The sequence below is a fragment of the Novosphingobium sp. fls2-241-R2A-195 genome (genome assembly GCF_030209485.1).
Lineage (GTDB): Bacteria > Pseudomonadota > Alphaproteobacteria > Sphingomonadales > Sphingomonadaceae > Novosphingobium > Novosphingobium resinovorum.
This window is the reverse complement of sequence record NZ_JARVRY010000002.1, coordinates 63,040-89,570: the sequence shown is the minus strand read 5'-3', so window position 1 is coordinate 89,570 and position 26,531 is coordinate 63,040. Positions and strand designations below refer to the sequence as shown.

Here is a 26,531-nt window from a genome sequence, read left to right as displayed (position 1 = left end):
ATGGGGACGCGTTTCTCGGTTTCAGGCATACTGACAGGGTAGGAAGTCAGCCCGTCAGGAAGCCGAAGGCGGGGGCGGACGGATAGGCACGAGGCGTACCGTTCGCCCATGTTGGTCCGATATGATGACTTCCTTCCCCGCTACGGCTTCATCAACCAGCGCCGCGAACCGGGCTTGGGCCTGAGGAATGGACAAAGGCTTGGGGTGTTGCTCCATGGCGTTCGATGATGGAGGGGAAGGCGGGTTTCCGCAAAGTCGGATGGCGCGGTTATGGATGCAGCCTCTTCGCCTTAACCCTTGTCTTCAGGCCGTCACTTTGCTAACGGGCCGCTCAATCAGCTGCCTCCGAGTCCGGCGGCGGCCTTTTATTGGCTCTAGATTCGCAGCACGCCGCGCCGAACCGGATGCGTGGCGGCTTCGTCTGTTTTGTGAGGTGTTTCGGTTTATGCAGATTCTCGTCCGCGACAACAACGTCGATCAGGCTCTTCGTGCGCTCAAGAAGAAGCTGCAGCGTGAAGGCGTGTATCGTGAGATGAAGCTGCGCCGTCACTTCGAGAAGCCCTCGGAAAAGCGCGCTCGCGAAAAGGCTGCCGCCGTTCGCCGCGCTCGCAAGCTTGAGCGCAAGCGCGCCGAGCGCGACGGCTCCAAGTAAGAGCTTTCCTGCGCTTTTGCGCAGGGCACCTTTAAATCTGGATCAGCGGCTTGAATGCCGCGCCGGGTTGAGCCATGAGGGCGCGGAATCACCATTCCGCGCCCTTTGTGCATCTGCAAGGGATGCCTGCCCGGGCGCTTCAAAAGAATACGAGGGCCACAGACGATGACAGAGATCACCCGCGTTGCGCTGCAGCCGATCGAAAAGGGCGCTGTTTCCAAGATCTGGATCGGTGTCGTCGCGATCGCTCTGGCCTCGGCCGGTGTGGCCTATGCCGCGCTGCCGCCCGCGCCCACCGTCAAGACGCTGACCGCCGGCACCGGCGCCTCGCCGACGATGGAAGACGTCGTGCTCATCAACTACAAGGGCATGCTGACCGACGGCAAGGTGTTCGACGAGAACAAGAACTACCCCAATCCCGTCGCACAGTTCGTGCCCGGCTTCTCCAAGGCGCTGATGAAGATGCAGCGCGGCGGCAAGTACGACGTCACGATTCCCGCCGAGCTGGCTTACGGCGCCAACCCGCCCGCCGGTTCGCCTATCCCCGCGAACGCCGACCTCAAGTTCGAAGTCGAACTGATCGACTACAAGAGCCTTGCCGAAATCCGCCAGCAGCAGCAGATCCTGCAGCAGCTCCAGCAGATGCAGGGCGGTGCTGGTGCTCCGGGCGGCGTTCCGGGTGCACCGGGCGCGATGCCTCCGGGCGTCGAAGCACCGGCTGCTCCGGCTCCGGCCCAGTGAAGGCAGCGATCGCGGCGCTGCTCCTCGTGGCAGCGCCCTCGGCCGTGTTCGCGCAAGCTGCCCCGAAGCCCGCTGCCCCGGCCGCAACACCTGCGGTTCCGCAGGTCAAGGTCGAGGCGATCAAGGCCGGCACCGGCGGCAAGCCGCCGGAGCATGGCTACGTGCTCATCAACTACAAGGGCATGCTGCAGGACGGCACCGTGTTCGACCAGAACGAGCAGATGCCGATGGCGCTCGACGAGGTCGTCCCCGGCTTTGCGCAAGGATTGCTCCAGATGGAGCGTGGCGGCCGCTATCGCCTGACCATTCCGCCCGAACTCGGCTACGGCGCGCAGGCGTCCGGCCCGATCCCGGCGAATTCCACGCTGGTCTTCGAGATCGACCTGCTCGACTTCAAGACGCCTGAGGAAATCCAGGCGATGATGGCGCAGATGCAGGCTCAGGCGGCCCAGCAGCAGGGCGAGGCGGCTAAGCCCGCGCAGTAAATACGTCGCCCCGGACTTGATCCGGGACCGGTGGCTGTCGTTAGGCGCGGCCTTGCAGCGCGCGCGGTCAGGTGGGCTGTTCACGGCCTGCGGTCCCGGAGCAAATCCGGGGCGACGCACGCTTGAAGCCGCGGCGCCCCGCTGCTAGCGCACCGCTATCGAATTTCCGCCCGCCGTGCTTCCATGCGCGGCGGGCTCAACCGTAAAAAGGCCAAGGGACAAAAAAGCCATGTCGGTCGATACCGCAACCGTGGCGAAGATCGCCAGCCTCGCGCGCATCAAGGTGAGCGAGCAGGAACTCGAGGCCATGGTGCCCGAACTGAACGGCATTCTCGCCTGGGTGGAGCAACTCGGACAAGTCGACACCGACGGTGTCGAGCCGATGACCGCCGTGATCCCCAACACCCTGCGCCTGCGCGACGACGTGATCGATGCCGACCCGCTGACCGGCGGCGACAAGCGCGACGCGGTGCTGGCCAATGCGCCCGCCGCGCAGCACGGCTTCTTCGGCGTGCCCAAGGTGATCGAATAAGCTTTGGGTTTTACCCGGTCCTTCGACACGCTCGGGCTGAGCGGTGTCGGGGGAGGGGCGTCATCTAATCCCCGCTCATCCTGAGCTTGTCGAAGGATGCAGCAGCACACAAAATCTGGAATGCAGCATGACTGACATTACCGACCTTGGCGTAGCCGCCATCCGCGACGGCATCGCCGCCGGAACCTTCTCCGCCGTCGAAGTGGCCGAGGCGTTCAACGCCAACGTCGCGGCGGCGCAGGACGCGCTGAACGCCTTCATCGTCGCCACGCCTGACCACGCGATCGCCGCCGCCAAGGCCATCGACGCCAGGCGCGCCGCCGGCGAAGCGCTTGGGCCGATGGGCGGTGTGCCGATCGGTATGAAGGACCTGTTCGCCACCACCGGCGTGCAGACCACCGCCGCCAGCCACATCCTCGAAGGTTTCGTGCCGCAATACGAATCGACCGTCTCGCAGAAGCTGTGGGATGCGGGCGCGGGCCTGCTGGGCAAGCTCAACCTCGATCAGTTCGCGATGGGCTCCTCGAACGAGAGCAGCCATTTCGGCTCGGTCGTGTCGCCCTGGCGCCGGCCTGGCAGCAATGCGCCTCTGACGGCGGGCGGCTCCTCGGGCGGCTCCTCGGCGGCGATCGCGGCGCGGCTCGTGCCTGCCGCCACCGGCACAGACACCGGCGGCTCGATCCGCCAGCCCGCCGCCTACACCGGCACCACCGGCATCAAGCCGACTTATGGCCGCTGCTCGCGCTGGGGCGTGGTGGCTTATGCCAGCTCGCTCGATCAGGCGGGCGCGATGGCGCGCGATGTCACCGACTGCGCGATCATGTTGGAAAGCATGGCCGGTTTCGACCCCAAGGACGCGACCAGCCTGAACCTGCCGGTGCCGGACTGGACCGCCGCTCTGTCGGGCGACCTCAAGGGCAAGAAGGTCGGCATCCCGAAGGAATACCGTGTCGAGGGCATGCCCGCCGAGATCGAAGCGATCTGGGAGCAGGGCATCGCCTGGCTCAAGGACGCGGGCGCCGAAGTGGTCGAAGTCTCACTGCCGCACACGCAGTACGCGCTGGCGACCTACTACATCATCGCGCCTGCCGAAGCCTCGTCGAACCTCGCGCGCTATGACGGCGTGCGTTACGGCCTGCGCGACCTGCCCGACGGTGCGGGACTGCAGGACATGTACGCCGCCACCCGCGCCGACGGTTTCGGGGCCGAGGTCAAACGCCGCATCCTGATCGGCACGTATGTGCTGTCGGCGGGCTTCTACGACGCCTACTACACCAAGGCGCAGAAGGTCCGCGCGCTGATCTCCCAGGACTTTGCAAAGGCCTTCGAGCAGGTCGATGTCCTCCTGACCCCGACCGCGCCGAGCGCCGCCTTTGCCCTTGGCGAAAGCAACGAAGATCCGATCGCGATGTACCTCAACGACGTGTTCACGGTCCCGGCCTCGCTGGCGGGCCTGCCTGCCATGTCGGTGCCGGCTGGCCTCGACGCGCAGGGGCTGCCGCTGGGCCTCCAGATCATCGGCCGCCCGCTGGACGAGCAGGGCGTGCTGAACGCAGGGCTGGCCATCGAAGGCCGTGCGGCATTCGCGGCCAAGCCGGAGACTTGGTGGTGATTGACGGTATTACCGTCAAAAGGTAATACTTGCGTCATGAAGCATGAGAGCAACCTCACCATCAAGGGGCAGGTCACGGTGCCCAAGGACATCCGCGATGCCCTTGGGTTGCTGCCGGGTCGCCCGGTGCGCTTCGAGATGGATGCGGACGGCAATGCCCGCATCCTTAAAGCGGATGATGCTGCTGAAATCGAGCGGCGCCGGGCAGATTTCAGGGAGCGATTGAAGAAGGCACAGGCCATCTTCAAGGCGAACGATACCATGCCCGGTGTTTCCGTGGACGAATACATGGCGATGATCCGTGAACCGATCCAGCCGTTCGAAATGGACCCGAACTTCAAGTTGAACCCGGATTCGTGATCCTCGTAGACAGCAATATTCTGATCGATGCGATCGAGCCGCATTCGCCGTTTCACGATTGGTCGTCCGGCCAGTTGATGGACGCGGTGGAAGAAGGCGCATTCATCAATCCGATCGTGGTGGGGGAGATCGCACCTCGCTTTTCCGCTTTCCCCGATCTGGTCGAAGTGCTCGATGGTTTTGCTCTGCCGGTGAAGGACATCAGCCTGCAGGTGTCGTGGGCGGCCGGACGCGCGCATCTGGCTTGGATCCGCAATGGTGGACGCCGTGGCTCGCTTCTGCCCGATCTCCTGATCGGGGCGCATGCCATCGTCGAGCAGGCCAGCATTCTGACGCGCGATCCGCGTCGATTTCGTACTTATTTTCCCGAATTGAACCTCATTCTGCCGGAACAGACCGATGACTGAATCAACCTATCGCATCCAGGGCGCCACCGGGGACTGGGAGGTCGTGATCGGCCTCGAAGTCCATGCGCAGGTCACGTCCAATTCCAAGCTGTTCTCCGGCTCGGCGACGGCGTTCGGCGCGGAGCCGAACACGCAGGTCTCGCTGATCGACGCGGCGATGCCGGGCATGCTGCCCGTGCCGAACCGCGAGTGCATCCGTCAGGCTGTACGCACCGGCATGGCCATCGACGCGCAGATCAACAAGTGGTCGCGCTTCGATCGCAAGAACTACTTCTACGCCGATCTTCCGCAGGGTTACCAGATCAGCCAGCTCTACCACCCGCTCGTCGGCGAAGGCTCGCTGACGATCGAGGCGGACGAGAAGGCGGGTATCCCCGAGGACAAGGTCATCGGCATCGAGCGCATCCATGTCGAGCAGGACGCAGGGAAACTGATGCACGATCAGCACCCGACGATGTCCTATGTCGACCTCAACCGTTCGGGCGTGGCGCTGATGGAGATCGTCAGCCGCCCGGACATGCGCTCGCCCGCCGAGGCCGGCGCCTATGTCGCCAAGCTGCGCACGATCCTGCGCTATGTCGGCTCGTGCGACGGCAACATGGATCAGGGCTCGATGCGCTGCGACGTCAACGTCTCGGTCCGCAAGCCCGGCGACGAGTTCGGCACCCGTACCGAGACCAAGAACGTCAACTCGGTGCGCTTCGTCATGCAGACGATCGAGCACGAGGCGAACCGCCAGGTCGACGTGATCGAGGGTGGCGGCAAGATCGTGCAGGAAACCCGTCTGTTCGACCCGAACAGCGGCACCACCCGCTCGATGCGCTCGAAGGAAGACGCGCACGACTATCGCTACTTCCCCGATCCCGACCTGCTGCCGCTGGAACTGGACGATGCGTTCCTGGAGGCGTGCCGCGCCTCGCTGCCCGAACTGCCGGACGCCAAGCGCGCGCGCTATGAAGGCGAACTGGGGCTGTCGGCCTACAACGCCGCGGTGCTGACCACCGACGTCGACACGTTCCAGTGGTTCGAGGCGCTGCTGGCCGAGACCGCTTCGGCGCAGGGCAAGGCGCCCGCCGAAGTCGCCAAGCAGGCGGCGAACTGGCTGATCTCGGAATTCTTCGGCGCGCTCAACAAGCTGGGCAAGAGCCTCGAGGATTCGCCGGTCAGCCATGCGCAGGCCGCCGAACTGCTGGCGCTGGTCGGCAAGGGCACGATCTCCGGCTCGATCGCCAAGCAGGTGCTGGAGATCATGCTGGAGACCGGCGACGGCGCGGGCGTCATCGTCGAGCGCGAGGGGCTCAAGCAGGAATCGGACACCGGCGCCATCGAGGCCAAGGTCGACGAAATCCTCGCCGCCAATGCCGACAAGGTTGCGCAGTACCGCGAGGGCAAGGTGGCGCTGTTCGGCTTCTTCGTCGGCCAGACGATGAAGGCGATGCAGGGCAAGGCCAACCCGCAGATCGTCAACGAAATCCTGAAGGCCAAGCTGGGCTGAGATTTCATAGCCTGACGAAAAAGCCGCCGTGCCGTTTCTTGGGTCCGGCGGCTTTTTTGTGTCCGCTGTGCAACTCTTGTTGTCCCGGGAAGGGACTGTTCGCAATAATCCGCTTGTATTCGCAATTCGCGGTGCTATCGATTGCGCGAAGACCGGGGGGGTCTTTCCAACAATTTCGCGCTGGCGTGCCCAAGGGGCATCGTCCGCGCATTCGGCGAAGCGGGGCATCTGGCTCCGCGCGCTGCACAAGCTCACCTGGGGGGGTGAGGGGGCCCGGCATTGCGCCACAGTGGAGCGCGCGGTGTCGGGCCTTTGCAGTTTTCCGGAAGTATTCGCACCCATCTTCGTCATTGCGAGCGTAGCGAAGCAATCCAGAGCGGTTTATGTGGCCCTGGATTGCTTCGCTACGCTCGCAATGACGATCGGGGATGCGGGCTCAGCCCGCGCGCCGCGTTCCCGTCAGTTCCATCGCGCCGAACATGCCGGCCTTCACCGTTCCCGTCAGCGTATCGCCCTCGACAGTGGCGCTGCAGTCGAGGTCCATCGGCATCGGCACGGTCATCTTCATCGACCACGTCAGGGTCTGCCCGGCAATGCGACCGTCGGTCACGTCCATGCTGCCAAGGTCGCCGGTGATGTTTCCGGAGAAGCTGTCGCCTGCTCCGGGCTCGATGGTGAGGACGCCCTTCTGGCGGCCCAGCGGGGTATTGGTGACGCAGTCGTACGTGCCGGCAACGGTCATTCGGAAGCTCCTTCGCTCTCGTTCTCGCCCGCGACGCTGGGTGCGGGGCGGACCTCTACGGGCAAACCCAGGGCCTTGAGCTGCGGTTCCACGATCTTGCGATCGCCGACGATCACCCAGGTCAGGTCGGCGGGCTGCAGATACTGCGCCGCCGCGCCGCCGATCCGCTTCGCGTCGATGCCGCGATAGGTCTGCGCGAGCTTCACATAGTAATCCTCGGGCCGTCCCAGCCGGTCGTTCTTGACGATGGCGGCGAGCACTTGCGCATTCGTCTCGAAGTCGTTGGGCAAGCTGCGGATCGCGCCGTCGGTGACGCGCTGGTACTCCTCGGCCGAAATCGGCTGCTTCGTCGGCAGGGCGCTCATGTCGGCGATGATGGCGCGGATCGAATCGCCCGTGCGGTCGGCCTGCACGGGTGCCATGACCTGCATCGTCACCGGCCCCGTCGCCTGGCTGATGCCCGAGCGCACGCCATAGCTCCAGCCCTTTTCCTCGCGAATGTCGAGGTTCAGGCGCGAGAGGAAGCCGTTGCCGACGACGTCGTTCGCCAGCATCAGCGATTCCTCGTTCGGCGTGCGGCCGGTCAGCGGCAGCACCCGCCCGGCGAGGATCACCGACTGCGGCGAGTTCGGCCGGTCGATCAGCACTACGCGCGATGCGGGTGCGGGCGTCGCGGTGTCGAGCGATTTCACCGGCTTGGGTGCGGCCGGGGCCTTCCAGCCGCCGAACGCCTTTTCCAGCAGCGGCTTGAGCTGCTCCATGGTCACGTCGCCGACCACGGTGATCCGCGCGAGGTCGGGGCGCAGCCACTTGGCGTGGGCGGCGCGCAGCGCCTCGGGCGTGAGGGCGGCGAGCGCGGTATCGCTGCCGAGGCCGTCGCCGGGCTGGGCATAAGGATGAGTGCCGAAGAGTTCGCCGCTCATCGTACGCGAGGCCAGCGCGCTCGGCGTCGATTGGGCCTGCGCCAGTTCGGCCTGCGCCTGTCCGCGCGCGCGGTCGAAGTCGGCCTGCGCGAAAGCCGGATGCAGCAGCACGTCGGAGGCCAGAGCCAGCGAGGGCGCAAGATTGTCGCTCAGTGCGCTCAGCGTCAGGCTGCTGGTGTCGAGGCTGGCACCGGTGCCGATCGAGGCGCCGAGGCGCTCCTGTTCCTCGGCGATCTGGGTGGCATTGCGGGTCTTGGTGCCTTCCTCGAGCATGCCGAGCATCAGCCCTTGCGTGCCCGGCGTGTCGAGCGCATCGGCCGCGTACCCGGCGTCGAAGTCGATCGACAGGACCAGCTTGGGCACCGTGGTCCGCCGCGCCAGCGTGAGGGGGATGCCGTTCGAGAGCGTGGTGCGCTCGATCGCCGGGAAGGCGAGGGCGCTGACCGGCGCGACCGGCGGCGCGGTGCGCCTGGGCGCGGGGGCGAGCTTCGCGGCCTTGGCGGCCTTGCCTGCCGCTGCGGGCGGGTTGGCGGCTTCGTCACCCCAGCCGCCCATCTTCGCGCCGTCCTCGGTGCGCGCGCCCGGCACCACGGCGATCTTGTAGACCGGGCGGCCGAGCCACCTGGCCATCGCGGTGCGCACGGCGTCGGGCGTCAGCGCGGCGATGGCCTGCAGGTCCGCCTTGTACTTGGCCGGATCGTTCGAATAGACTTGCCCTTCGGCGAGGGTCGCGCCCTTGCCGGAGAAGCCGCCGACCTGCTCCAGCCCGCCGATCTCGCTCGACAGGATGGAGGTGACAGCGCGGCGCACTTCGTCCTCGCTCGGCCCCTTGGCGACGAAATCGGCGATGACCTTGTCGAGCGCGGCTTCGGCCTTGGCTCGCTGGATGCCGGGCTTCACGTCCATCGACGCGTCGAGGAAGCTGGCCTGCTCGAACGTCTGGGCAGAGGCGGTGACGGAGACGGCAAGCTGCTGCCCGCGCACCAGTTCGTTGTCCAGCCGTGAACTGGCGAGGCCGCCGAGGATGTGCATGCCGATGCGCAGGGCGGGTGCGTCCGCATCGTTGAGCCCGGGGCCGCTCCAGTCGCGGCTGAGGCGCAGGGTCGGCACCTGATCGGTCAGGTCGCGCGAGATCGGCGCGGGCAGGGTGACCGGCCCGGCCGCGACGGGGGCGACTTCAGGCCCCTTCGGGATCGCGCCGAACCACTTCTCGACCTTGGGCTTCGCGGTCGCCGCGTCGATGTCGCCCGAGAGGACGAGGACGACGTTGTTGGGGCCGTAATGGTCGGTGAACCACTTGCGCACGTCGGTCAGGCTGGCGGCGTCTAGGTCGGCCATCGAGCCGATCGTCGAGTGGTGATAGGGGTGGCCGACCGGGAACAGGCCCTCGGCCACCGCATATTCGGCGAGGCCGTAGGGCTGGTTGTCGCCCTGCCGCTTCTCGTTCTGGACGACGCCGCGCTGCTTGTTGAGCTTGTCCTGCGTGACGGCGGGGAGCAGCGCCCCCATGCGGTCGCTCTCCATGAACAGCGCAAGGTCGAGCGCGCCGGTCGGCACCGTCTCGATGTAGTTGGTGCGGTCGTACCAAGTGGAGCCGTTGGTCGAGGTGGACCCGGCCGCTTCCAGCGGAATGTCGAAGTTGGGCACGTTGGATGAGCCGCCGAAGAACAGGTGCTCGTACAAGTGCGCGAAGCCGGTCTTGCCGCGCGGCTCGTTCTTGGAGCCGACCTTGTAGTAGAGCGTGACGCCCACGATCGGCGTCTTGCGGTCGGTATGGACGATGGTGGTCAGGCCGTTGGCGAGGACGAACTTGTCGTAGGGGATGTCCACCTTGGCGACCAGTTCCTGCGGCGATGCGGCGGCGGGCCGAGGCGGTGCGGCCTCCGGTGCAGGCGGCGCCGTCGGCGTGCTGGCGACAGGCGTGCCGGAGGGGGCGGCAGCGCAGGCGGAGAGAAGGAGGGCGGCGGCGAGAGCGCTCAGGCTCGACGTGGATACGGATCGCATGAGCGGGAGGTTAGCAGCTTGTTTCGGTGTGGCCAGCGGCAAACGTTAAACGATATGTTCGCCCATAATTTCGTCATTGCGAGCGAAGCGAAGCAATCCGGGGCAGGTCTACGCCGCCCTGGATTGCTTCGCTTCGCTCGCAATGACGAGGCGGGAAATTTACCCCCGCTTGAAGATCTGCCCCGAATCGAACAGCGAGATTCGCCATTCGCCATCGGCATCGCGGCGGCATTCCATCTTCACGTCGGCCACCGCCAGCGGATCGCAGTATGTGTCGAAAGGCCCGTCGCCCAGCGCCGCGAAGAACACCAGCAGGTAGCCGACTTTCGCATGGTCCTCGCCCTCGAAACCGACCCGCAGCGAGGTGATGATGTGGCGCATGGTCATGAGGCCGGCGCCCGCCTTCATGGTCTCGGCGCGGCCCTTGTAGAACGCCTCGACCGCCACCAGCCCCTCGCGCCACTGGCCGCCGACGTTGTAGCGCACATCTTCGGCGAGGCAGTCGGTCTCGCGCATCTTCAGGCCGTTGTGGATGTCGAGTTCGTCGCCCCACTCGTAGATCACCTGCTTGATCGCGAGGACGTCTGCCGCCTGCTGGGGTGTGAATTTCGCCATTGAGCCTCTTCCCTTGGGGTTATCGCGCGAAGGCTAGGGCAGGGCTTCGGGCGGGACTAGCGGATGCCATGCATTACCGCCCCGGCGAAGGCCGCATGGATATCGCCGCCCCATATTCGTCATTGCGAGCGTAGCGAAGCAATCCAGAGCAGTTTGAGAATGCCTTGGATTGCTTCGCTACGCTCGCAATGACGATCGGAGGGAGCGAAACGCCCTCTGGCAAATCGGCAACGGGCACCCATCTTTGCCTCGGCAGCCGGCTCCGGCCTGCTCCTGTTGCGCCCGATCAACGACTTCGGGCATTTCACCAACTAAGGAAAAATTCGGGCGTCCAGCCCTTGTGTTGCATATAAGCAACACCATATGAGCGGGATCAGGAGGCACATTCCACAATGAATCTCGAAAAGTTCACTGACCGCGCAAAGGGGTTTCTCCAGGCCGCGCAGACCGTCGCGATCCGCCTGAACCACCAGCGAATCGCGCCCGAGCATATCCTCAAGGCCCTGCTCGATGATCCCGAAGGCATGGCCGCCGGGCTTATCAAGCGCGCCGGTGGCAACCCGGTGTTCGCGACGCAGGAACTCAACAAGGCGCTGGCGAAAATCCCCGCCGTTTCGGGCAGCGGCGCGGCCGGTTCGCCGGGTCTGGACAACGACGCCGTGCGTGTCCTTGACGCGGCCGAGCAGGCCGCGACCAAGGCGGGCGACAGCTTCGTCACCGTCGAGCGGCTGCTGCTGGGCCTGGTGCTGGCGACGACCACGGCGGCGGGTCAGGCGCTCAAGGCGGGTAATGTCACGGCGCAGGCGCTCGAAGCCGCGATCACGGAGCTGCGCGGCGGCCGGACGGCCGACAGCGCGGGCGCGGAGAACGCCTACGACGCGATGAAGAAGTACGCCCGCGATCTCACGCAGGCGGCGAAGGACGGCAAGCTCGACCCGGTCATCGGCCGCGACGAGGAGATCCGCCGCACCATCCAGATCCTCGCGCGGCGCACCAAGAACAACCCCGTGCTGATCGGTGACCCCGGCGTCGGCAAGACCGCCATCGCCGAAGGGCTCGCGCTGCGCATCGCCAATGGCGACGTGCCCGACAGCCTCAAGGACCGCAGCCTGATGTCGCTCGACATGGGCTCGCTGATCGCGGGCGCCAAGTACCGCGGCGAGTTCGAGGAGCGCCTGAAGGCCGTACTCGACGAGGTGAAGGGCGCTGACGGCCAGATCATCCTGTTCATCGACGAGATGCACACGCTGATCGGCGCGGGCGCCTCTGAAGGCTCGATGGATGCGGGCAACCTGCTCAAGCCTGCGCTGGCACGCGGCGAACTGCACTGCATCGGCGCGACGACGCTCGACGAATACCAGAAGTACGTCGAGAAGGACGCCGCGCTGCAGCGCCGCTTCCAGCCCGTGTTCGTGGGCGAGCCGACGGTCGAGGACACGATCTCGATCCTGCGCGGGCTCAAGGAAAAGTACGAGCTGCACCACGGCGTGCGCATCACCGACGGCGCGATCGTGGCGGCGGCGACGCTGTCCAACCGCTACATCACCAACCGCTTCCTGCCCGACAAGGCGATCGACCTGATGGACGAGGCCGCCAGCCGCATCCGCATGGAAGTGGAAAGCAAGCCCGAGGAGATCGAGAAGCTCGACCGCCGCATCGTCCAGCTCAAGATCGAGGAAATGGCGCTCGGCAAGGAGAGCGATTCCGCGTCGAAGGACCGGCTTGCCGCGCTGCGCGTGGAACTCAGCAACCTCGAACAGCAGTCGAGCGAACTGACCACCCGCTGGCAGAACGAGCGCGACAAGATCGCGGCGGAAGGCAAGCTCAAGGAACAGCTCGACGCCGCGCGCATCGAACTGGAGCAGGCCCAGCGCGGCGGCGACTACGCCAGGGCGGGCGAGTTGTCCTACTCGACGATCCCCGCGCTGGAGGCGAAGCTGGCGGAGGCGCAGGCCACCGCCGGGAACGCCTTGCTGCGCGAGGAAGTGACCGAGGACGACATCGCCGGCGTCGTCAGCCGCTGGACCGGGGTTCCGGTCGACCGCATGCTGGAAGGCGAGCGCGAGAAGCTGCTCAAGATGGAGCAGATCATCGGCGGCCGCGTGATCGGCCAGACCGATGCCGTCGCCGCCGTATCCAAGGCGGTGCGGCGCGCGCGCGCGGGCCTGCAGGACCCGAACCGGCCGCTCGGCTCGTTCCTGTTCCTCGGCCCCACGGGCGTTGGCAAGACCGAGCTGACCAAGGCGCTGGCGGGCTTCCTGTTCGACGACGACACCGCGATGGTACGCATTGACATGTCGGAGTTCATGGAGAAGCACGCGGTCGCCCGCCTGATCGGCGCGCCTCCGGGCTATGTCGGCTACGAGGAAGGCGGCGTGCTGACCGAGGCGGTGCGGCGCCGGCCTTATCAGGTCGTGCTGTTCGACGAGGTGGAGAAGGCGCATTCCGACGTCTTCAACGTGCTGCTCCAGGTGCTCGACGACGGGCGCCTGACCGACGGGCAGGGCCGTGTGGTGGACTTCACCAACACGCTCATCATCCTGACCAGCAACCTCGGCAGCCAGTACCTTGCCGGGCTTGACGAGGGCGTGGACGTCTCCACCGTGGAGCCGCAGGTGATGGAAGTGGTGCGCGGGCATTTCCGGCCCGAGTTCCTCAACCGTCTCGACGAGATCGTGCTGTTCCACCGGCTGGGCCAGGAGCACATGGCGCCGATCGTCGATATCCAGGTGGCCCGCGTGCAGAAGCTGCTCAAGGACCGCAAGATCGTGCTCGACCTGTCGGACGCGGCGAAGCGGTGGCTGGGGCGTGTCGGCTACGACCCGGTCTACGGCGCGCGGCCGTTGAAGCGCGCGGTGCAGCGCTACCTGCAGGACCCGCTGGCGGAGAAGTTGCTCGGCGGGGAAATCCCGGACGGCTCGCAGGTCCGGATCGAGGACGGTGACGGTGCGCTGGCGATCACCGTCGAGTGATGCGCATCCTCCCCGAGCTTGTCTCGGGGAGGGGGACCGCCGCCGCAGGCGGTGGTGGAGGGGGATGGATCGGGCAATTTCCCCTCCGTCAGCCGCTGCGCGACTGCCACCTCCCCATCGCTTCGCGACAGGGAGGATGAAGTATCAGTAGTACCCTAGAAGCGCGCGAAGCCCGGGTGCGTTGAAGTCGACCAGCGCCTTTTGCCGGGCGGTCAGTTCGTCGGGAATCTCGGCGGCGGCATTGAGGTTCTCGCGCGCGGTGCCGCTCTGCTTGCGGTCGGCGCCGATGCGGACCCGCTCGCGCCAGTCCTCGGGCACTTTCGCGAGACCGGCCGCGTCGAACAAGCCCATGAAGAAGGCCTCGGCGCGGCGGCTGTCGAGATCCTTCACCGCCTCGACCATGTCCTCGTAACGGATCACGGTGGTATCGCGCCCCATCCAGCCGAGTGCGTTGAACATGTACATGTCCTTGAGGCCCATCGATTTCTGGTGGATGCCGGTGATCATCAGGTTGATCAGGGCATCGACGCTCAGCCCCTCGTCCTTCACCAGCACGGCATTGTCGCCGAACTGTTCGGAAACGAAGAAGCGCGCGCGGGCCAGCACCCAGGTATAGGGATCGCGCACCAGGATGATCTTGCGCGCGGGCGCGGCTTCCACCGCCGAGGCGTCGGAGAACAGCAGGTGCCCCCAGCTCAGCATGTTGCGCGAGGCGTCGAAGGCGCCGAGGTGGTCGAACAGGTTGCCCCACTGGATGAACGTCGCCTTGTAGTGGTCGGCAACGGGCACGAACATGCGCATGACATTGCGCAGCAGATGCGTGCCGGACTTCGGCACGGAATTGAGGAACAGCGGGCGAGGGAGCGCGACCTGCTCGAAGCGAGCGTTCTCTTCGTCGAGGGTATCGGGCTTGAGGCGGATGCGGGTCATCGGATGCCTGTGCTGTGGGATCGGAAGGACAGATAAAGCACAGGGGCGGGGAGCCGTCACTCCACCGCCCCCGTCGAAAGGTTGGTCGGGGCGCGCATGCGCGCCCCGACTGGGGAAACCCTCAGTACTTGGCCTTCACGCTCGCGAAGAAGCGGCGGCCGACCATGTCGTACTGCGAGTAGAACACGCCGTTGCCCAGGATGTCGGCACCGTTGCCGCCGACCACGGAAATGCGCGGCGGCTTGGCGTTGGTGAAGTTGGTGACGCCCAGGGTGAAGGCATACTTGTCCTCGTCGAGGTTCCAGGTCACCGATGCGTTGTGCTGGAACCAGGCCGGGGTCGTCAGCCTGACGCAGCGACCGTCGGGATAGGCGGTGGCGGTGTCGCAGATCGAGCCGCCGTCCTCTAGGAAGTCGGGGCGATTGTCGGTGCCGCCGATCATCGTCAGGCCATAGAAGAAGCTGACGTTGCGCCAGTCCAGGATCGCCTTGAAGTCGCCGGTCCACTTGGGATCGCCCGCTTCGCCGTTCGAGCTTTCGTAGAGGCCGTCGAACAGCGCGGTGGTGTCCTTGAGCTGCCAGGTGATCTCGCTCTGCAGCGTCAGCTTCACGTCGGGCGTGAATTCGTGCGTGATGCGCAGCGTGGCGTCGATGCCCCGGTTGCGCTGGCTGTTCACGTTGATGAAGCTGTCGCGCACGGTGTTCACGTTCGAACCGTTGCCCTGCGAACCCGGAACGTCGTCGTTACGGGTGAAGTAGGAGCACAGCGGATCGGTCGGATAGAAGTCCGAGTTATAGCACTGCGACAGGATGTTTCCGGCGCCGAGCTGCGCGATCTCGCCGTTGACCTCGATGTCGAAGTAATCGACTGCAAGGCTGAAACGGGTATCGGGCAGGAAGCTGAAGCGCGGGGTCAGGATGACGCTGCCGGTGAACGCCTTCGAGGTTTCCGGCTTGAGCAGGCCGATGCCGCCGCCGGTCACGATGGTCGCGCCCGTGCCCGCACCGGTGTAGTTCGCCGCGACGCCATCGGCCGCACAGTTGTCCGCGAACTGCTGCGAAATCGCGCCGTCAGCCAGTTTCGTGCCCCACTGGATGCAGGGGTCAATCTGGCGCTGGCTGAGGAACGAGGTCTGGTCGGCCAGGAACTGCTCGAACAGCGCCGGCGCGCGGAACGAAGTGCCGTAGGTGCTGCGCAGGCGCAGCCAGTCGTTGACCTGCCAGTTGAGGCCCAGTTTGTAGGTCCAGTTGCCGTTGTCGCTGTCGGAGAAGCCATCCGAAGACCGGATCGCCTTGACGTTGGTGACGCGCGCCGCGCCCGAGAATTCCAAGTTCTTGAAGAACGGAATGTCGGCGAGGATCGGGATGCGAACTTCGCCGAAGGCTTCGGTCGTCTGGGTCTTGCCGGCGGTGATACCCGCGCCGGTGCTGCCCCAGGCATTGTCGGCCAGCGTGATGGCGCCGGGCGTGTCGTTGATGCGGTCCTCGCGGTACGTCGCGCCGATCGCGATGCCGACCGGCCCGGCGGGCAGGGTAAGCAGTTCGGGGTTGGTGACGATCGCCTCGACGTACTTCTGCGTATAGGTGGTCTTGCCTTCCTCCCAGTCGGACAGGAAGTTGACTTCCTCGGGCGTCAATTCGCCGGCGAGGAAGTAAGGATCGTACCAGCGCACGTCCACGCATTGCTTGCCGCCGATCGGGGTGACCGGGTTGCCCATGTCGGCGCAAGTCGCATCGCGGCTGTCGCCGTAGGGATAGGCCATCGAGTCGGCGAGAATCTGCTGCGAACGGTAGATGCCCTTCGACTTCGAGTACTGGCCGTAGACGTCGTAGCTGAAGCCCTTGCCGATGTCTCCGCGCACGCCGAACAGGCCGCGGTAGTAGTCCACCCGCTGCGAGTTGTCGGAAAGGTTGGTGTAGCCGGTCGGGCTGAACAGTGCGGCGCCGCCCCAGCCTTGCGCCAGCGGGTTGCCCGCGAAGCCGCCTTCGTTGCCATCGGCATCGACATAGTCGAAGTATTCGCCGTAACCGAACTGCCAGATCTGGCGCGAGCCGTTCTGGTAGGTCTTGCGGCGGTTGAACAGGAACTCGCCGTAGACTTCGACCGCGTCGCTGACCTTGAAGGCACCGTCGGCATAGAGCGTGTAGCGCTCTGTCTGCGGGATGACGGTGTCCTGGTTGACGTAGGGGTGGTAGCTGTTCTGGACCGCGATCGATGCGGGATCGTAGCCGACGGGATACCAGCCCTCGGGGACGGCGATCTGGCCGGCGGTGGTGCGCGGTCCGATGCCGGGGATGTAGCGGCCCAGGTTGCTGCCCGGGTAATTGTACTGGAACAGCGTCACGTCGCCGACGCCCTGGCTTCCGGGGATGTTGGAGCCGTTGGGCGAGTAGTAGTAGCTGTAGTCGTACGTCCAGACCTGGCCCCAGGGCAGGCCGCCGCAGCGATACTCGCCGGTGCGCGGATCGACGAGGTCGGCGCGGGTCTTATGGCTCTCGTCGGTGAAGACATAGTCTTCCTCGCATTGCAGGTACTTGCGCTGTCCGCGCGCAAGTTCCTTGCGCTTGTAGTAGTCACCCGCGAGCAGGATGTGGCCGCGATCCCACGATTTGCCCCAGGTGAGCGAGCCGTTGTATTCCTCGCCGCCGCTGCGGGTGGGGACCGAGGTGAAGCCGTTGGCTTCGATGCCGTTGGTGTCGGTCTTGGTGATCAGGTTGACCACGCCCGCGACGGCGTCCGACCCGTAGATCGACGAGGCGCCGTCCTTCAGGATGTCGACGCGCTCCATGATCGAGGAGGGCAGCACGTTGAGGTCGAACGACGACACGCCGCCGCGCGTACCGGCGGGACCGGCACGGCGACCGTTGAGCAGGACCAGCGTGCGCTCGGCACCGAGGCCGCGGAGTGAGATCGTCTGGGCGCCTGAACCGCCGTTGGTCACGAAGTTCGACGAGATCGCCGAAGTGATCTGAGAGGAGCCGCTGGCGATCGGCGAGCCCTGGATCATCGCGGCCGTATCGATGAGGCCCATCTTCTTCGACAGTTCGGGATCGACGATGGAGATCGGTGAAGGGCTACGGAACACATCGCCGCCCTTGATGCGCGAACCGGTGACCATGATGGTCCCTTCGTCGGCTGGCGGCGGGGTGTTGGGCGCCCTGAGATCCGGCGAGACCGGCGCCGTTTGTTCGGGGGCCGGGTCGCTGTCCTGTGCGAAGGCCGTGAACGGGGTGAGAAGTGCAATGGCTGGAAGGAACGCGGCACTGCGCAGCAGGCCGCCCTTGGTCCTGATCATGGTGTGTCCCCTGTATGCGTCTGCGGGCTCTGCCTGCCCGCGACCCGGCCGGAAATCCGGGTCATGGCCCCATCCTGCCCGGGCCGTTCGCGACTGCAACAAGGAACTGAAATGTTAGTGAAATAAATGCGTAATGGGTTGTAACATTACAACAGTTAGCGACCTTTAGTTGTCGATGGACGCATCATGTGTGTGCAAGTGTACATATCGTGTTTGGTGCGCTGATGCTCGGTGCAAAAAAAAGGGCGGCCTCTTGCGAGACCGCCCTTCCAATTACTTCGTATCAAGCGTTGCGACTTAGAAGCCGAACTTGATACCGGCCTTGAAGTAGCGACCGAGGATACCTTCACCGCCCTGGATCGGGTTGTAGGCATGTGCACCATAAGTGATGGTGTCAATCGGAGGCAGATTGTCGAACAGGTTCTGAACGTTCGCGTAGAACGTGAACTGATCGTTGATCTTCACCTGGGCGTTCAGGTCGAACGTGATGTAGCTATCGACCTTACAGGGAATGCTACCGTCGTTGAGGCCGCAATCCTTGTAGCCGGTGCCCTGGTCCATAGCCGAGGTGTCGTAACCGTCGAAGTAGTTCAGGGTGCCCGCGAGGGTGAACTTCTCTCCGAACGACAGCGCGGTCGTCCAGGTGCCCTTCCACTTCGGCGTACCGCTACCGGCCGTCAGGTTGAAGTTACCCAGCGTACCGTCGTAGCGCTCCTTCGAACCGTCCGGGAACACCATCTCGAGGCGACGGATGAACGTCGCATCGGCGTAAGTGCTCAGCGAGACAGAGTCAGTGATCGGCAGGTTCAGTTCGGCGCTGAAGTCGATACCGTCGGTCTTCATCGTGTTGGCGTTGATGAACATCGACTGGACGAAGGCGATACGCGGGGTGGCGTCTTCGTTGTTCACGTCCGGCGCGTCGGGGATGACGGTGTAGCCGTCGGGGATCGCTTCGCCCGAGTAGTAGGCCAGAATCGCCGGGGCGTTGTTTGCCGTCGTGATGACGTTGGTCTTCTTGATGTTGTAGTACTCGACCGCCAGCTTGACGCCGCGCATCGGACGCACCTCGAAGCCACCAGTGAAGCTGCGCGACTTCTCAGGCTTGAGATTCGGGTTCGACACGGAGGTCGAGCCGTAGCTCGCGCCAGTGATGTAGGTTGGGCACGACGTGTAACCGTTCGGGTTGGCGTCCGTGACCGGGCTGGTGTTGCAGCCGTACTGAGCAAGGAATTCGTCGGTGTAGATACCTGCGTTGGCGGTCACGTAGCCAGTGGTCGGGAAGGTCGCGTTAGCCTCGCCGAAGCTGGGGATACGGAAGCCGCGCGAGTAAGTACCGCGAAGCGACAGGGTATCGTTCGCGAACGGCTGGACGACCAAGCCGATCTTCGGCGAGAAGTTGTCGATGCCGTTCGGGTAACGGTCATAGCGACCAGAAAGGTTGACCGTCGCCTGCTCGAGGATCGGAGCGTTGACTTCGGCATAGGCCGAGTAGACTGAGCGGCTGCCCTTGAGCGCGAAGCCGTTGAGGCGGAAGTACCGCTCGGTACCGCCGTTGATGTCCGAGTTGAGGCTCGGCGAGTCCACGGCTTCGTAACGATACGATACGCCGAATGCGACCTGCAGCGGACCGCCGGGCAGTTCGGCGAGCTTGCCGGTGATGTTGGCATCCACCTGGACGAGGTCCGACGTCGAGGTCGCACGCGCAGTGGGCGCGAGGTAGTCGAGCGTCTCCTGGCTGTTCGCCGAGGGGTCGATGAAGTTGTAGCTGCCGTCCGCGATCACGTCCAGCAGGTGCTGGATGTAGACGTAGCCCTTGTTGCGACGCATGAGATCCATGTGCATCGCGGTAGCGTTGACGTTGTAGTTCCAGTCATCGGCGATCTTGCCGGTGATGCCGAAGGCGCCACGGAACGCACGGGTGCGGCTGTAGTTATCCTCGTACAGATTGGGAATACGGCCAGCGATTGCAGCGTTGTAACCCTGTGCTGCGTAAGGATTGTTCGGGTTCAGGGTACCATTTGCTGCAGTACAGTCACCGATCGTGCCACGTGCGCAGACGTAGACCGGAAGCTGCAGGACGGTGTTGTTGCCATAGTAAGCAACGTTCGCCGAGGTGCTGTAGCGCGGGAAGTAGAACGGTGCCGGAGCATTCGCGCGGATCGTCGCCGGCAAATAAGTGTCATGCGACGTCGACTGGACGAAGTTGAAAGCCGCATAAGCTTCGGTGTCGTCGTTGATCTTCGCGGTGATGCGCGAGGAGAAGCCGAAGCGCTTGATCTCGGGCGAGATCATGCCGTAGCGGTTGGTCACGTCTTCCTGGCAGACCGGACCCGAAGCAGGCGCAGCAGCGTTCTGCGGCAGAGCCAGTTCATCGGCGGTCGGCGTGTAGGTCGGCAGATTGCCGCAGCCATTCAGATATTGGTAGCGCGAAGACACGCCGGCGATGGCGCCGCCAGTGGCCGGATCACGCGGACGGACCATGAACGGAGTGGTGACACCGAAGCCGCCGGTGAAGCCGTCGGACTGAAGGCCATTAATGACGCCGTTCGCACCGCAAGTGCCGTCGTTACAGACATTGCTGTAGTCGTCCGAGTTGTACGGGTAGGGGCGCTGGCGGTTGTACAGCGGATCCGAGTGATAATAGAAGCCGCTGACGTAAGCGTTCAGCCCGTTGGTTTCGAGGTCACCGAAGCCGGCGGTCAGCGAGAGACGCTGAGAAGCCGCGTCGCCACGGTCGGAGATGCCGGCTTCCGCGCGGCCCGAGATGCCCTGGATCTGCTTTTTGGTGATCACGTTCACAACACCGGCGATGGCGTCGGCACCATAAGTCGACGAAGCGCCGTCGCGCAGGACTTCAACGCGCTCGACGATGTCGTCGGGGATCGTGTTGAGGTCGACGAAGTTACGGGTGCCGTCGTCGGCCAGCGGATAGAAGGCGGCGCGCATGCCGTCGAACAGCACCAGCGTCGAGTTGGTGGTGAGACCACGCAGCGAGACGGCCGAAGCGCCGGCGGCGAACGCACCATTGGCGGTGAAGGAATTGGTCAGGGCCGGGCCGTTATTGGCCGACAGGCGCTGGATGCCTTCCTGGGTGGTGCTGATGCCGCGCTGGTCAAGCTTCTCGGTATCGATCGAGGTGACCGGCGAAGGCAGGACCGGGGCCCGGAGGATCGAGCCCGTGACGATGATGGTATTCGCATCGTCAACGCTGTCGGCAGCCTGCGGAGATGCGTCCTGTGCGAACGCGGTGCCGCACAGCAGTGCGAAAGCCGTGAGGCTCGTCGCGCCGCGCAGTGCGGCCTTCTGGATTGTGGTTTTCACTTTTGTGTCCCTTGTTGCTTCGTTCAGCAGGCGAATGCGTGACCAAGTTCGCCTGATGACCCGTTGCCGGCTTTCGGATGCGCGCACGCATCGTGATGCCATGTGAAATGTTGTTGCGCCGTAGGGTTCTCCTTTCAACGGAATTTGCCGCCATGGGGAAAATGGGTTGGCGATTGTGGCAATGACGCAACAGGCATTCGCGACGAACCGTTGCCAGTGTGCAACCGCACAAGGATTCCAGCCGATTAAGCGGAACAATAGACCTGTTGCATATGCGCATTGTCCACATGATTTCTTGCGCGGGGCATCGCCGTGGTGAAATCCTGTTGCGTTGTTGCAAATCCCTTCCGCGCAGTGGATTGACCGGCCGCCGCGACGCATTTAACCGATTGATTAAATAAGCTCGCACAAAACGTGTTGTTCGCTTCGTCTGATCGATCGCGAACGCGACAGAGAAAGGAAATCGGCATGGAACTCGGCAGTTCTGTCGCAGCAGTAGTCACGGGAGCGGCTTCTGGGCTTGGTGCGGCTACGGCGCGGGCGCTCGCAGGAAGAGGCGTGAAAGTCGCGATCTTCGATCTCAATGCCGATGCCGGTGAGGCGCTGGCCGCGGAAATCGGCGGGGTGTTCTGCGCCGTGAACGTTACGGATGAAGAAAGCGTAATCGCCGGATTCGCGAAGGCGCGCGCGGCGCATGGGCAGGAACGGGTACTGGTCAACTGTGCGGGCATCGCGCCGGCCGCAAAGACGGTCGGCAAGAATCGCGAGACGGGCGAGCCGAGGGCGCACGACATGGCGCTGTTCGAGAAGGCGATCGCGATCAACCTCGTCGGCACTTTCCGCTGCATCAGCAAGTCGGCAGCGGGCATGGCGACGCTGGAGCCGATCGATGCGGCCGGCTCGCGCGGGGCGATCGTCAACACCGCCAGCGTCGCGGCGCAGGACGGGCAGATCGGGCAGGCCGCCTATGCTGCATCCAAGGGCGGCGTGCTGGCGATGACGCTGCCGGTGGCACGTGATCTCATGAGCGAGGGGATTCGCGTCAACACGATCCTGCCCGGCATCTTCGAGACGCCGATGATGGCGGGAATGCCGCAAGGCGTGCAGGATGCGTTGGCGGCGATGGTGCCGTTCCCCAAGCGCCTCGGCAAGGCGGAGGAGTATGCGAAGCTGGCGCTGTTTATGCTGGAGCACGACTATCTCAACGGCGAATCGATCCGTCTCGACGGCGCCATCCGCATGGGACCTAAGTAAACGCCGATGAAGGACCGTCCGGTCTCCGCTCTAGACGTAGCGCCTCCCGGTGCGCGTGCGATGCTGCTCGATACGGCGAGCGCTATCATGCGCGACGGCGACGTGATCGACATCTCGCTTTCCGAACTGAGCCTTCGCTCCGGGCTGAACTCGGCGCTGGTGAAGTACTACTTCGGCAACAAGGCGGGGCTGCTCAAGGCGCTGCTCGACCGTGACTGGGAGGCAATCGTCGTCAGCGTCGATGCGCTCGTCGCCAAGGACGGGTGGGAGCCGGAGGCCAAGCTGCGGCGGCACTTGTGGAAGGTGGTCGATACTTTCTACGAAGTGCCTTACCTCAACCGCCTGACCATGCGCATGGTGCGCGAGAGCGACGATACCGAGGCGCGGCGCATCGCCGACTGCTACCTCTCGCCGATCTACCGCGCTTACGAGCAGTTGATCGGCGACGGGGTGCGGGCAGGGGTGTTCCGCGAGATCGACCCGCAGTTGTTCTACTTCACGGTGACGGGGGCGGTGGACCGCTTCTTCTCGGCGCGGCTGGTGCTCAAGCATTGCTTCGATCAGGACAGCCTGACCGAGGAACTGCGCGACCGTTACCGCGAGCATACCATCGACATCATCATGGCAGGCATTCTCGCGCACTGATGGCCCGAAAGAAGAAGCGTTACCTCACCGCGACGATGGCGGACGGCTACGTCAAGACCATCGGGCCGACGGCGGATACGTTCACGCATTACTGGCGCGTGGTGGCGGAACTGCAGAACGGCAAGACCGAGGTGTTCTGGGGGCATGCGCGTTCGCTGGCGGAGGCGAAGAAGAAGCGCCTGCCGCTGGACGAGGCAGCCAGAATGCGCGGCTGGAAGGGGTTCGCCTTCGAGATCGCCGAGCTTGTCGAGACGGATAGCGAGTCAGGTCACGAGGACTGACGAGACGCTTGACAGCCGATGCCATCGGATTGATTTCACAGGGCGATGGGGCTCGGTTGGGGGCCTGTACCGGGGAAATCATGGCGGCTTCGGGAAGCGAGGCAGGCGACTTGCGTGCCGGGAGTTACCGACTCACGCAATTGGAGGCGGTGCGTGGAATCGCTTCGCTGGTCGTGGTGTTTCATCATTTCGCGCTGGGTTTCGTACCGGCGATACGCCTGCGTTTTCCGGATGGGATCGCCGGGACGCCGTTGTTCTGCCTGATCAACGGTTCAGCGGCGGTGACGTTGTTTTTCGTGCTGTCCGGCTTCGTGCTGACGCGCCGCTATTTCGATCGAGGCCGGGCAGGAGGTGAACTGACAATAGCGGCGGCCAAGCGCATGCCGAGGCTATGGGTTCCGGCGACCGCTTCAGCAATCCTCGCGTGGCTGGTGATCAGCCTGGATCTGACATGGAACGTCGAGGCGGCGCGATCGACTGGCAGCGACTGGCTGAGGCTCTATGCCAACGCCGGATTTCCAGCCGTTTACCGGCCGGACTTTGCAACCGTCATGGGGCAGAGCGTCACGCTCTTCTTCCACCCTGCCAATCCGGGGCTCGTCAACACGAACCTCTGGACGATGTATTTCGAGCTGTTCGGCAGCATGCTGTGCTTCGCCATCGTCTGGCTGTTGCTTGCAATGGAAGCGCGCCGCTGGTGGCCGGTCGTGCCGGCCGGAATGACGGTTCTGGCGCTGATCGCGGTGCTGGGAGCGGCGGCGCTGCCGTTCCTGCTGGGAGCATGTCTCGCCAGGTTCTATCGACATGGAGGACTGTCGTTGTCGAAGATCGGCGGTATCGGGCTCATGCTGGCGGGGCTGGCACTGTGCGGCATGGACGGTTTCGTCCCCGAGAACATCGGCGCTGTCATAATCCTGCTCGCGGTTCTCGCATGCCATCGCTGGCGCGAGGGCTGTCCGGGCGCTTTGGCAGCTTTCTGGGGCGCTATTCCTTTCCCGTCTATCTGGTCCACCTGACCGTCATCCTGTCGGCATCCAGCTTCGTGTTCGTGAAACTCAATGACCGGGGATGGGACGAGGCCCTCGTGTTGCTGGGCACGGGGGTAGTGACGCTGGTACTGACCTTCCTGGCAGCGTGGCCCTTCGTCGCGCTCGAGGATTGGTGGGTGCCGAAACTCAATCGGATTGCCGGTATCGTGTAGCGCGGGTTGTCGCCGTCGCGGCCAGCCTAGGCTTCGGCGTCACCCCGCCTTCCCCGGCCCGGTGCCCGAGAAGGCATCGCCGATCGAGCACGCCGCAGGGCCGAGGATGACGACGAACAGCGTCGGCAGGATGAACAGGATCAGCGGCACGGTCATGATCGCGGGCAGGCGCGCGGCCTTTTCCTCGGCGCGCATCATGCGTTCGTTGCGGAATTCGGCCGAGAGCACGCGCAGCGCCGAAGCCAGCGGAGTGCCGTAGCGTTCGGTCTGCACCATCGTCGTCACCACGCCCTTCACCGCGTCGAGATTGACGCGATAGGCGAGGTTCTCGAACGCGGCGCGGCGCTCGGTAAGGAACGAGAGTTCGATCGAGGTCATCGAGAACTCGTCGCCCAGTTCCGGATAGGCGCGGCCCAGTTCGCGTGAGACGCGCTCGAAGGCGGCGTCCACCGTCAGGCCCGCCTCGGCACAGATGACGAGCAGGTCGAGCGCGTCGGGCAAGCCCTTACGGATCGCGTCGGTGCGCTTGGAGACGAGGTTCTGGATATAGATGTCCGGACCTTTGTATCCGGCTAGCACCATCGCGGCGAAGCCCATGAACTTCTTGAAGCTCGACCAGTCGGGGAAGTAGTCGATCCCGTAGATCACCAGTGCGGCGAAACCGCCCAGTACGATCGGCGCGACGAGGCGCGCGAGGACGACCGCGACGGCCCATTCCTTGTTGCGGATGCCGGCCTGCGCCAGCTTCTGCTGGATGGTCTTGATCTGGCTGTCCTGCAGCATCCGCGCCTTGCCGAGGAACGCACCCATCTTGTCGGTGGTGTCGTTGCGGCGGATCAGGCTCTGGCGCTTGCGGGCGGTAGTTATGATGCCCGCCTTGAGCTGCTCGCGCCGGGCGTTGAGCGCCTTGACGCGCTTCTGCATCGGATCGCGGATGGTGATCGCGGTGTAGATCGCGAAGAGCACCGCGGCGGCCGCGACGATTGTGAGCAGGGTGCCGACGTAAGTGACGTCGAAACCGAGGAGGGTGGGACCGGCGGGTTGTTCGAGCATGTGCTGGTCCTCAGATCTCGAAGCTGACCATCTTGGCCATGATGAAGGCACCGATGCCCATCCAGATAGCGCCGCCGATGCCGGCGACCATCAGGCGCTCGTCGATGAAGAACTGGCCGATGTACTGGGGGCTGATCCACCAGATCATGAAGAAGACGATGAAGGGCAGCGAGCCGACGATATAGGCCGAGGCCTTGGATTCCGAGCTCATCGCGCGGATCTTGAGCTTCATCTGCGCGCGCTTGCGCAGCACGTCCGACAGGTTCGCCAGCGTCTCCGCCAAATTACCGCCGGTCTCGCGCTGGATGGCCAGGGTGATGCAGAAGAAGTTGAATTCGGGCATGTTCAGGCGGTCGGCGGTTTCCTGGAGGGCGTCCTCCATGGTCTTGCCGACTTTCATGCGGTCGGTGATGAGCTTGAATTCCTCGGCGACGGGGCCGGGGATTTCCTGCGAGACGATGGTGAGCGTCTCCGACACCGGCAGACCCGAACGCAGACCGCGCACGAGCAGATCGATGGCGTCGGCGAACTTCACGGTGAAGGCGTTGGAGCGGCGCTTGATGAAGTGGCTGACGACCATGTGCGGCAGCCCCGCGCCGACGAACACGCCGAATGCGAGCGCGAGAAACATCGCGCCGGACTTCATGAAGATGAGCAGCGTTATCACCGCACCGAGGCCGATCGAGCCATAGAGGTACTGCTGCATCGTCCAGGGCAGGCCCGAACGGTGCAGGCGCAGCGCCAGCGCTTCCGCGCGCGAGGCAGAGCCGGCGATCTGGTGGATTCGCGGCTTGCGGGCGGCGACGGCGCGGCGCATCTGCGCCTCCAGCCGATCGCTGGCATTGCTCGAGTGACGGAAACGCACCGACTTCAGGCGCCGGGTCGATTCCTTCTTGGGCGACGGCCCGGAAAGCAGCGCCCAGATGAGCAGCGCGAAGCCCGTGAGCCCCGTCGTTACCATGATGACCTGAAGGAAGTTCATAGCCGTTACCGAACCTTGAGAAGCAGCGC

The 26,531-nt window shown here is 64.6% G+C and carries 23 protein-coding genes; 14 read left to right on the top strand and 9 right to left on the bottom strand.

Annotated elements, in window-relative coordinates:
* Nucleotides 1-54 precede the first annotated feature (54 nt).
* The gene (locus QRN25_RS26325) at nucleotides 55-216 is read right to left on the bottom strand and encodes a type II toxin-antitoxin system Phd/YefM family antitoxin (protein WP_350224226.1); all 162 of its coding nucleotides are present in this window, start codon (nucleotides 214-216) and stop codon (nucleotides 55-57) included.
* Nucleotides 217-445: 229 nt separating this feature from the next.
* On the opposite strand from QRN25_RS26325, the gene rpsU reads away from it, so the two are divergent.
* The 8 genes from rpsU (at nucleotide 446) to gatB (ending at nucleotide 6,284) form a co-directional block, all read left to right on the top strand.
* Nucleotides 446-652: a 30S ribosomal protein S21 gene (gene rpsU / locus QRN25_RS01180; protein WP_008832565.1), complete on the top strand. Its 207-nt coding sequence runs from the start codon at nucleotides 446-448 to the stop codon at nucleotides 650-652.
* 165 nt (nucleotides 653-817) lie between these two features.
* A complete protein-coding gene (locus QRN25_RS01175) occupies nucleotides 818-1,393 on the top strand; it encodes an FKBP-type peptidyl-prolyl cis-trans isomerase (RefSeq protein WP_271184729.1) in 576 nt (191 codons plus the stop codon).
* A complete protein-coding gene (locus QRN25_RS01170; RefSeq protein WP_285016956.1) occupies nucleotides 1,390-1,878 on the top strand; it encodes an FKBP-type peptidyl-prolyl cis-trans isomerase in 489 nt (162 codons plus the stop codon). Before QRN25_RS01175 ends, QRN25_RS01170 begins: the two co-directional genes overlap by 4 nt.
* Nucleotides 1,879-2,107: 229 nt before the next feature.
* The gene (gene gatC / locus QRN25_RS01165) at nucleotides 2,108-2,410 is read left to right on the top strand and encodes an Asp-tRNA(Asn)/Glu-tRNA(Gln) amidotransferase subunit GatC (RefSeq protein WP_008832562.1); all 303 of its coding nucleotides are present in this window, start codon (nucleotides 2,108-2,110) and stop codon (nucleotides 2,408-2,410) included.
* A 127-nt stretch (nucleotides 2,411-2,537) separates the two neighbouring features.
* Nucleotides 2,538-4,022 carry an Asp-tRNA(Asn)/Glu-tRNA(Gln) amidotransferase subunit GatA gene (gatA, locus tag QRN25_RS01160; protein WP_285016953.1) on the top strand — a complete coding sequence of 495 codons (1,485 nt, stop codon included), beginning with the start codon at nucleotides 2,538-2,540 and terminating at the stop codon, nucleotides 4,020-4,022.
* Nucleotides 4,023-4,382, top strand: a complete 360-nt coding sequence (locus QRN25_RS01155) for an AbrB/MazE/SpoVT family DNA-binding domain-containing protein (protein WP_285016951.1) — start codon at nucleotides 4,023-4,025, stop codon at nucleotides 4,380-4,382.
* Nucleotides 4,379-4,789, top strand: a complete 411-nt coding sequence (locus QRN25_RS01150) for a type II toxin-antitoxin system VapC family toxin (protein WP_271184732.1) — start codon at nucleotides 4,379-4,381, stop codon at nucleotides 4,787-4,789. Before QRN25_RS01155 ends, QRN25_RS01150 begins: the two co-directional genes overlap by 4 nt.
* Nucleotides 4,782-6,284, top strand: a complete 1,503-nt coding sequence (gene gatB, locus QRN25_RS01145; RefSeq protein ID WP_285016949.1) for an Asp-tRNA(Asn)/Glu-tRNA(Gln) amidotransferase subunit GatB — start codon at nucleotides 4,782-4,784, stop codon at nucleotides 6,282-6,284. Before QRN25_RS01150 ends, gatB begins: the two co-directional genes overlap by 8 nt.
* A gap of 436 nt (nucleotides 6,285-6,720) precedes the next feature.
* Here gatB and QRN25_RS01140 read toward each other — a convergent pair whose 3' ends face one another.
* From QRN25_RS01140 to QRN25_RS01130, 3 genes are all read right to left on the bottom strand, one after another.
* A complete protein-coding gene (locus QRN25_RS01140; RefSeq protein ID WP_285016947.1) occupies nucleotides 6,721-7,026 on the bottom strand; it encodes a hypothetical protein in 306 nt (101 codons plus the stop codon).
* Nucleotides 7,023-9,953, bottom strand: coding sequence for a M16 family metallopeptidase (locus tag QRN25_RS01135; protein WP_285016945.1), 2,931 nt, complete (start codon nucleotides 9,951-9,953; stop codon nucleotides 7,023-7,025). Before QRN25_RS01135 ends, QRN25_RS01140 begins: the two co-directional genes overlap by 4 nt.
* 159 nt (nucleotides 9,954-10,112) lie before the next feature.
* Nucleotides 10,113-10,568, bottom strand: coding sequence for a nuclear transport factor 2 family protein (locus QRN25_RS01130; protein ID WP_285016943.1), 456 nt, complete (start codon nucleotides 10,566-10,568; stop codon nucleotides 10,113-10,115).
* A gap of 392 nt (nucleotides 10,569-10,960) precedes the next feature.
* Between QRN25_RS01130 and clpB the strand changes: the two genes are divergently transcribed.
* Nucleotides 10,961-13,540: an ATP-dependent chaperone ClpB gene (gene clpB / locus QRN25_RS01125; RefSeq protein ID WP_285016942.1), complete on the top strand. Its 2,580-nt coding sequence runs from the start codon at nucleotides 10,961-10,963 to the stop codon at nucleotides 13,538-13,540.
* 144 nt (nucleotides 13,541-13,684) lie between these two features.
* Here clpB and QRN25_RS01120 read toward each other — a convergent pair whose 3' ends face one another.
* The 3 genes from QRN25_RS01120 to QRN25_RS01110 form a co-directional block, all read right to left on the bottom strand.
* Nucleotides 13,685-14,470, bottom strand: a complete 786-nt coding sequence (locus tag QRN25_RS01120) for a hypothetical protein (RefSeq protein WP_285016940.1) — start codon at nucleotides 14,468-14,470, stop codon at nucleotides 13,685-13,687.
* Between the two features lie 121 nt (nucleotides 14,471-14,591).
* Entirely contained in the window at nucleotides 14,592-17,765 is a 3,174-nt protein-coding gene (locus tag QRN25_RS01115) for a TonB-dependent receptor domain-containing protein (RefSeq protein ID WP_285016938.1), read from the bottom strand.
* Between the two features lie 297 nt (nucleotides 17,766-18,062).
* A complete protein-coding gene (locus QRN25_RS01110) occupies nucleotides 18,063-21,086 on the bottom strand; it encodes a TonB-dependent receptor domain-containing protein (protein WP_285016936.1) in 3,024 nt (1,007 codons plus the stop codon).
* A 468-nt stretch (nucleotides 21,087-21,554) separates the two neighbouring features.
* Here QRN25_RS01110 and QRN25_RS01105 point away from each other — a divergent pair, with 468 nt between their 5' ends.
* Genes QRN25_RS01105 through QRN25_RS01085 form a run of 5 tightly spaced genes read left to right on the top strand, consistent with a single transcriptional unit; the run spans nucleotide 21,555 to nucleotide 24,467 of the window.
* Nucleotides 21,555-22,340, top strand: a complete 786-nt coding sequence (locus QRN25_RS01105) for an SDR family oxidoreductase (RefSeq protein ID WP_271184741.1) — start codon at nucleotides 21,555-21,557, stop codon at nucleotides 22,338-22,340.
* A 6-nt stretch (nucleotides 22,341-22,346) separates the two neighbouring features.
* Complete coding sequence (locus QRN25_RS01100) at nucleotides 22,347-22,985, top strand: TetR family transcriptional regulator (RefSeq protein ID WP_271184742.1); 639 nt, start codon at nucleotides 22,347-22,349, stop codon at nucleotides 22,983-22,985.
* On the top strand, nucleotides 22,985-23,266 hold the full coding sequence (locus tag QRN25_RS01095) for a hypothetical protein (RefSeq protein WP_271184743.1): 282 nt from the start codon (nucleotides 22,985-22,987) through the stop codon (nucleotides 23,264-23,266). Before QRN25_RS01100 ends, QRN25_RS01095 begins: the two co-directional genes overlap by 1 nt.
* A gap of 8 nt (nucleotides 23,267-23,274) precedes the next feature.
* Nucleotides 23,275-24,282: an acyltransferase family protein gene (locus QRN25_RS01090; RefSeq protein WP_285016933.1), complete on the top strand. Its 1,008-nt coding sequence runs from the start codon at nucleotides 23,275-23,277 to the stop codon at nucleotides 24,280-24,282.
* Nucleotides 24,283-24,308: 26 nt separating this feature from the next.
* Complete coding sequence (locus tag QRN25_RS01085; protein WP_285016931.1) at nucleotides 24,309-24,467, top strand: hypothetical protein; 159 nt, start codon at nucleotides 24,309-24,311, stop codon at nucleotides 24,465-24,467.
* Nucleotides 24,468-24,506: 39 nt separating this feature from the next.
* Here QRN25_RS01085 and QRN25_RS01080 read toward each other — a convergent pair whose 3' ends face one another.
* The gene (locus QRN25_RS01080; protein ID WP_271184745.1) at nucleotides 24,507-25,520 is read right to left on the bottom strand and encodes a type II secretion system F family protein; all 1,014 of its coding nucleotides are present in this window, start codon (nucleotides 25,518-25,520) and stop codon (nucleotides 24,507-24,509) included.
* A gap of 10 nt (nucleotides 25,521-25,530) precedes the next feature.
* On the bottom strand, nucleotides 25,531-26,502 hold the full coding sequence (locus QRN25_RS01075; RefSeq protein WP_271184746.1) for a type II secretion system F family protein: 972 nt from the start codon (nucleotides 26,500-26,502) through the stop codon (nucleotides 25,531-25,533).
* Between the last annotated feature and the right edge of the window lie 29 nt (nucleotides 26,503-26,531).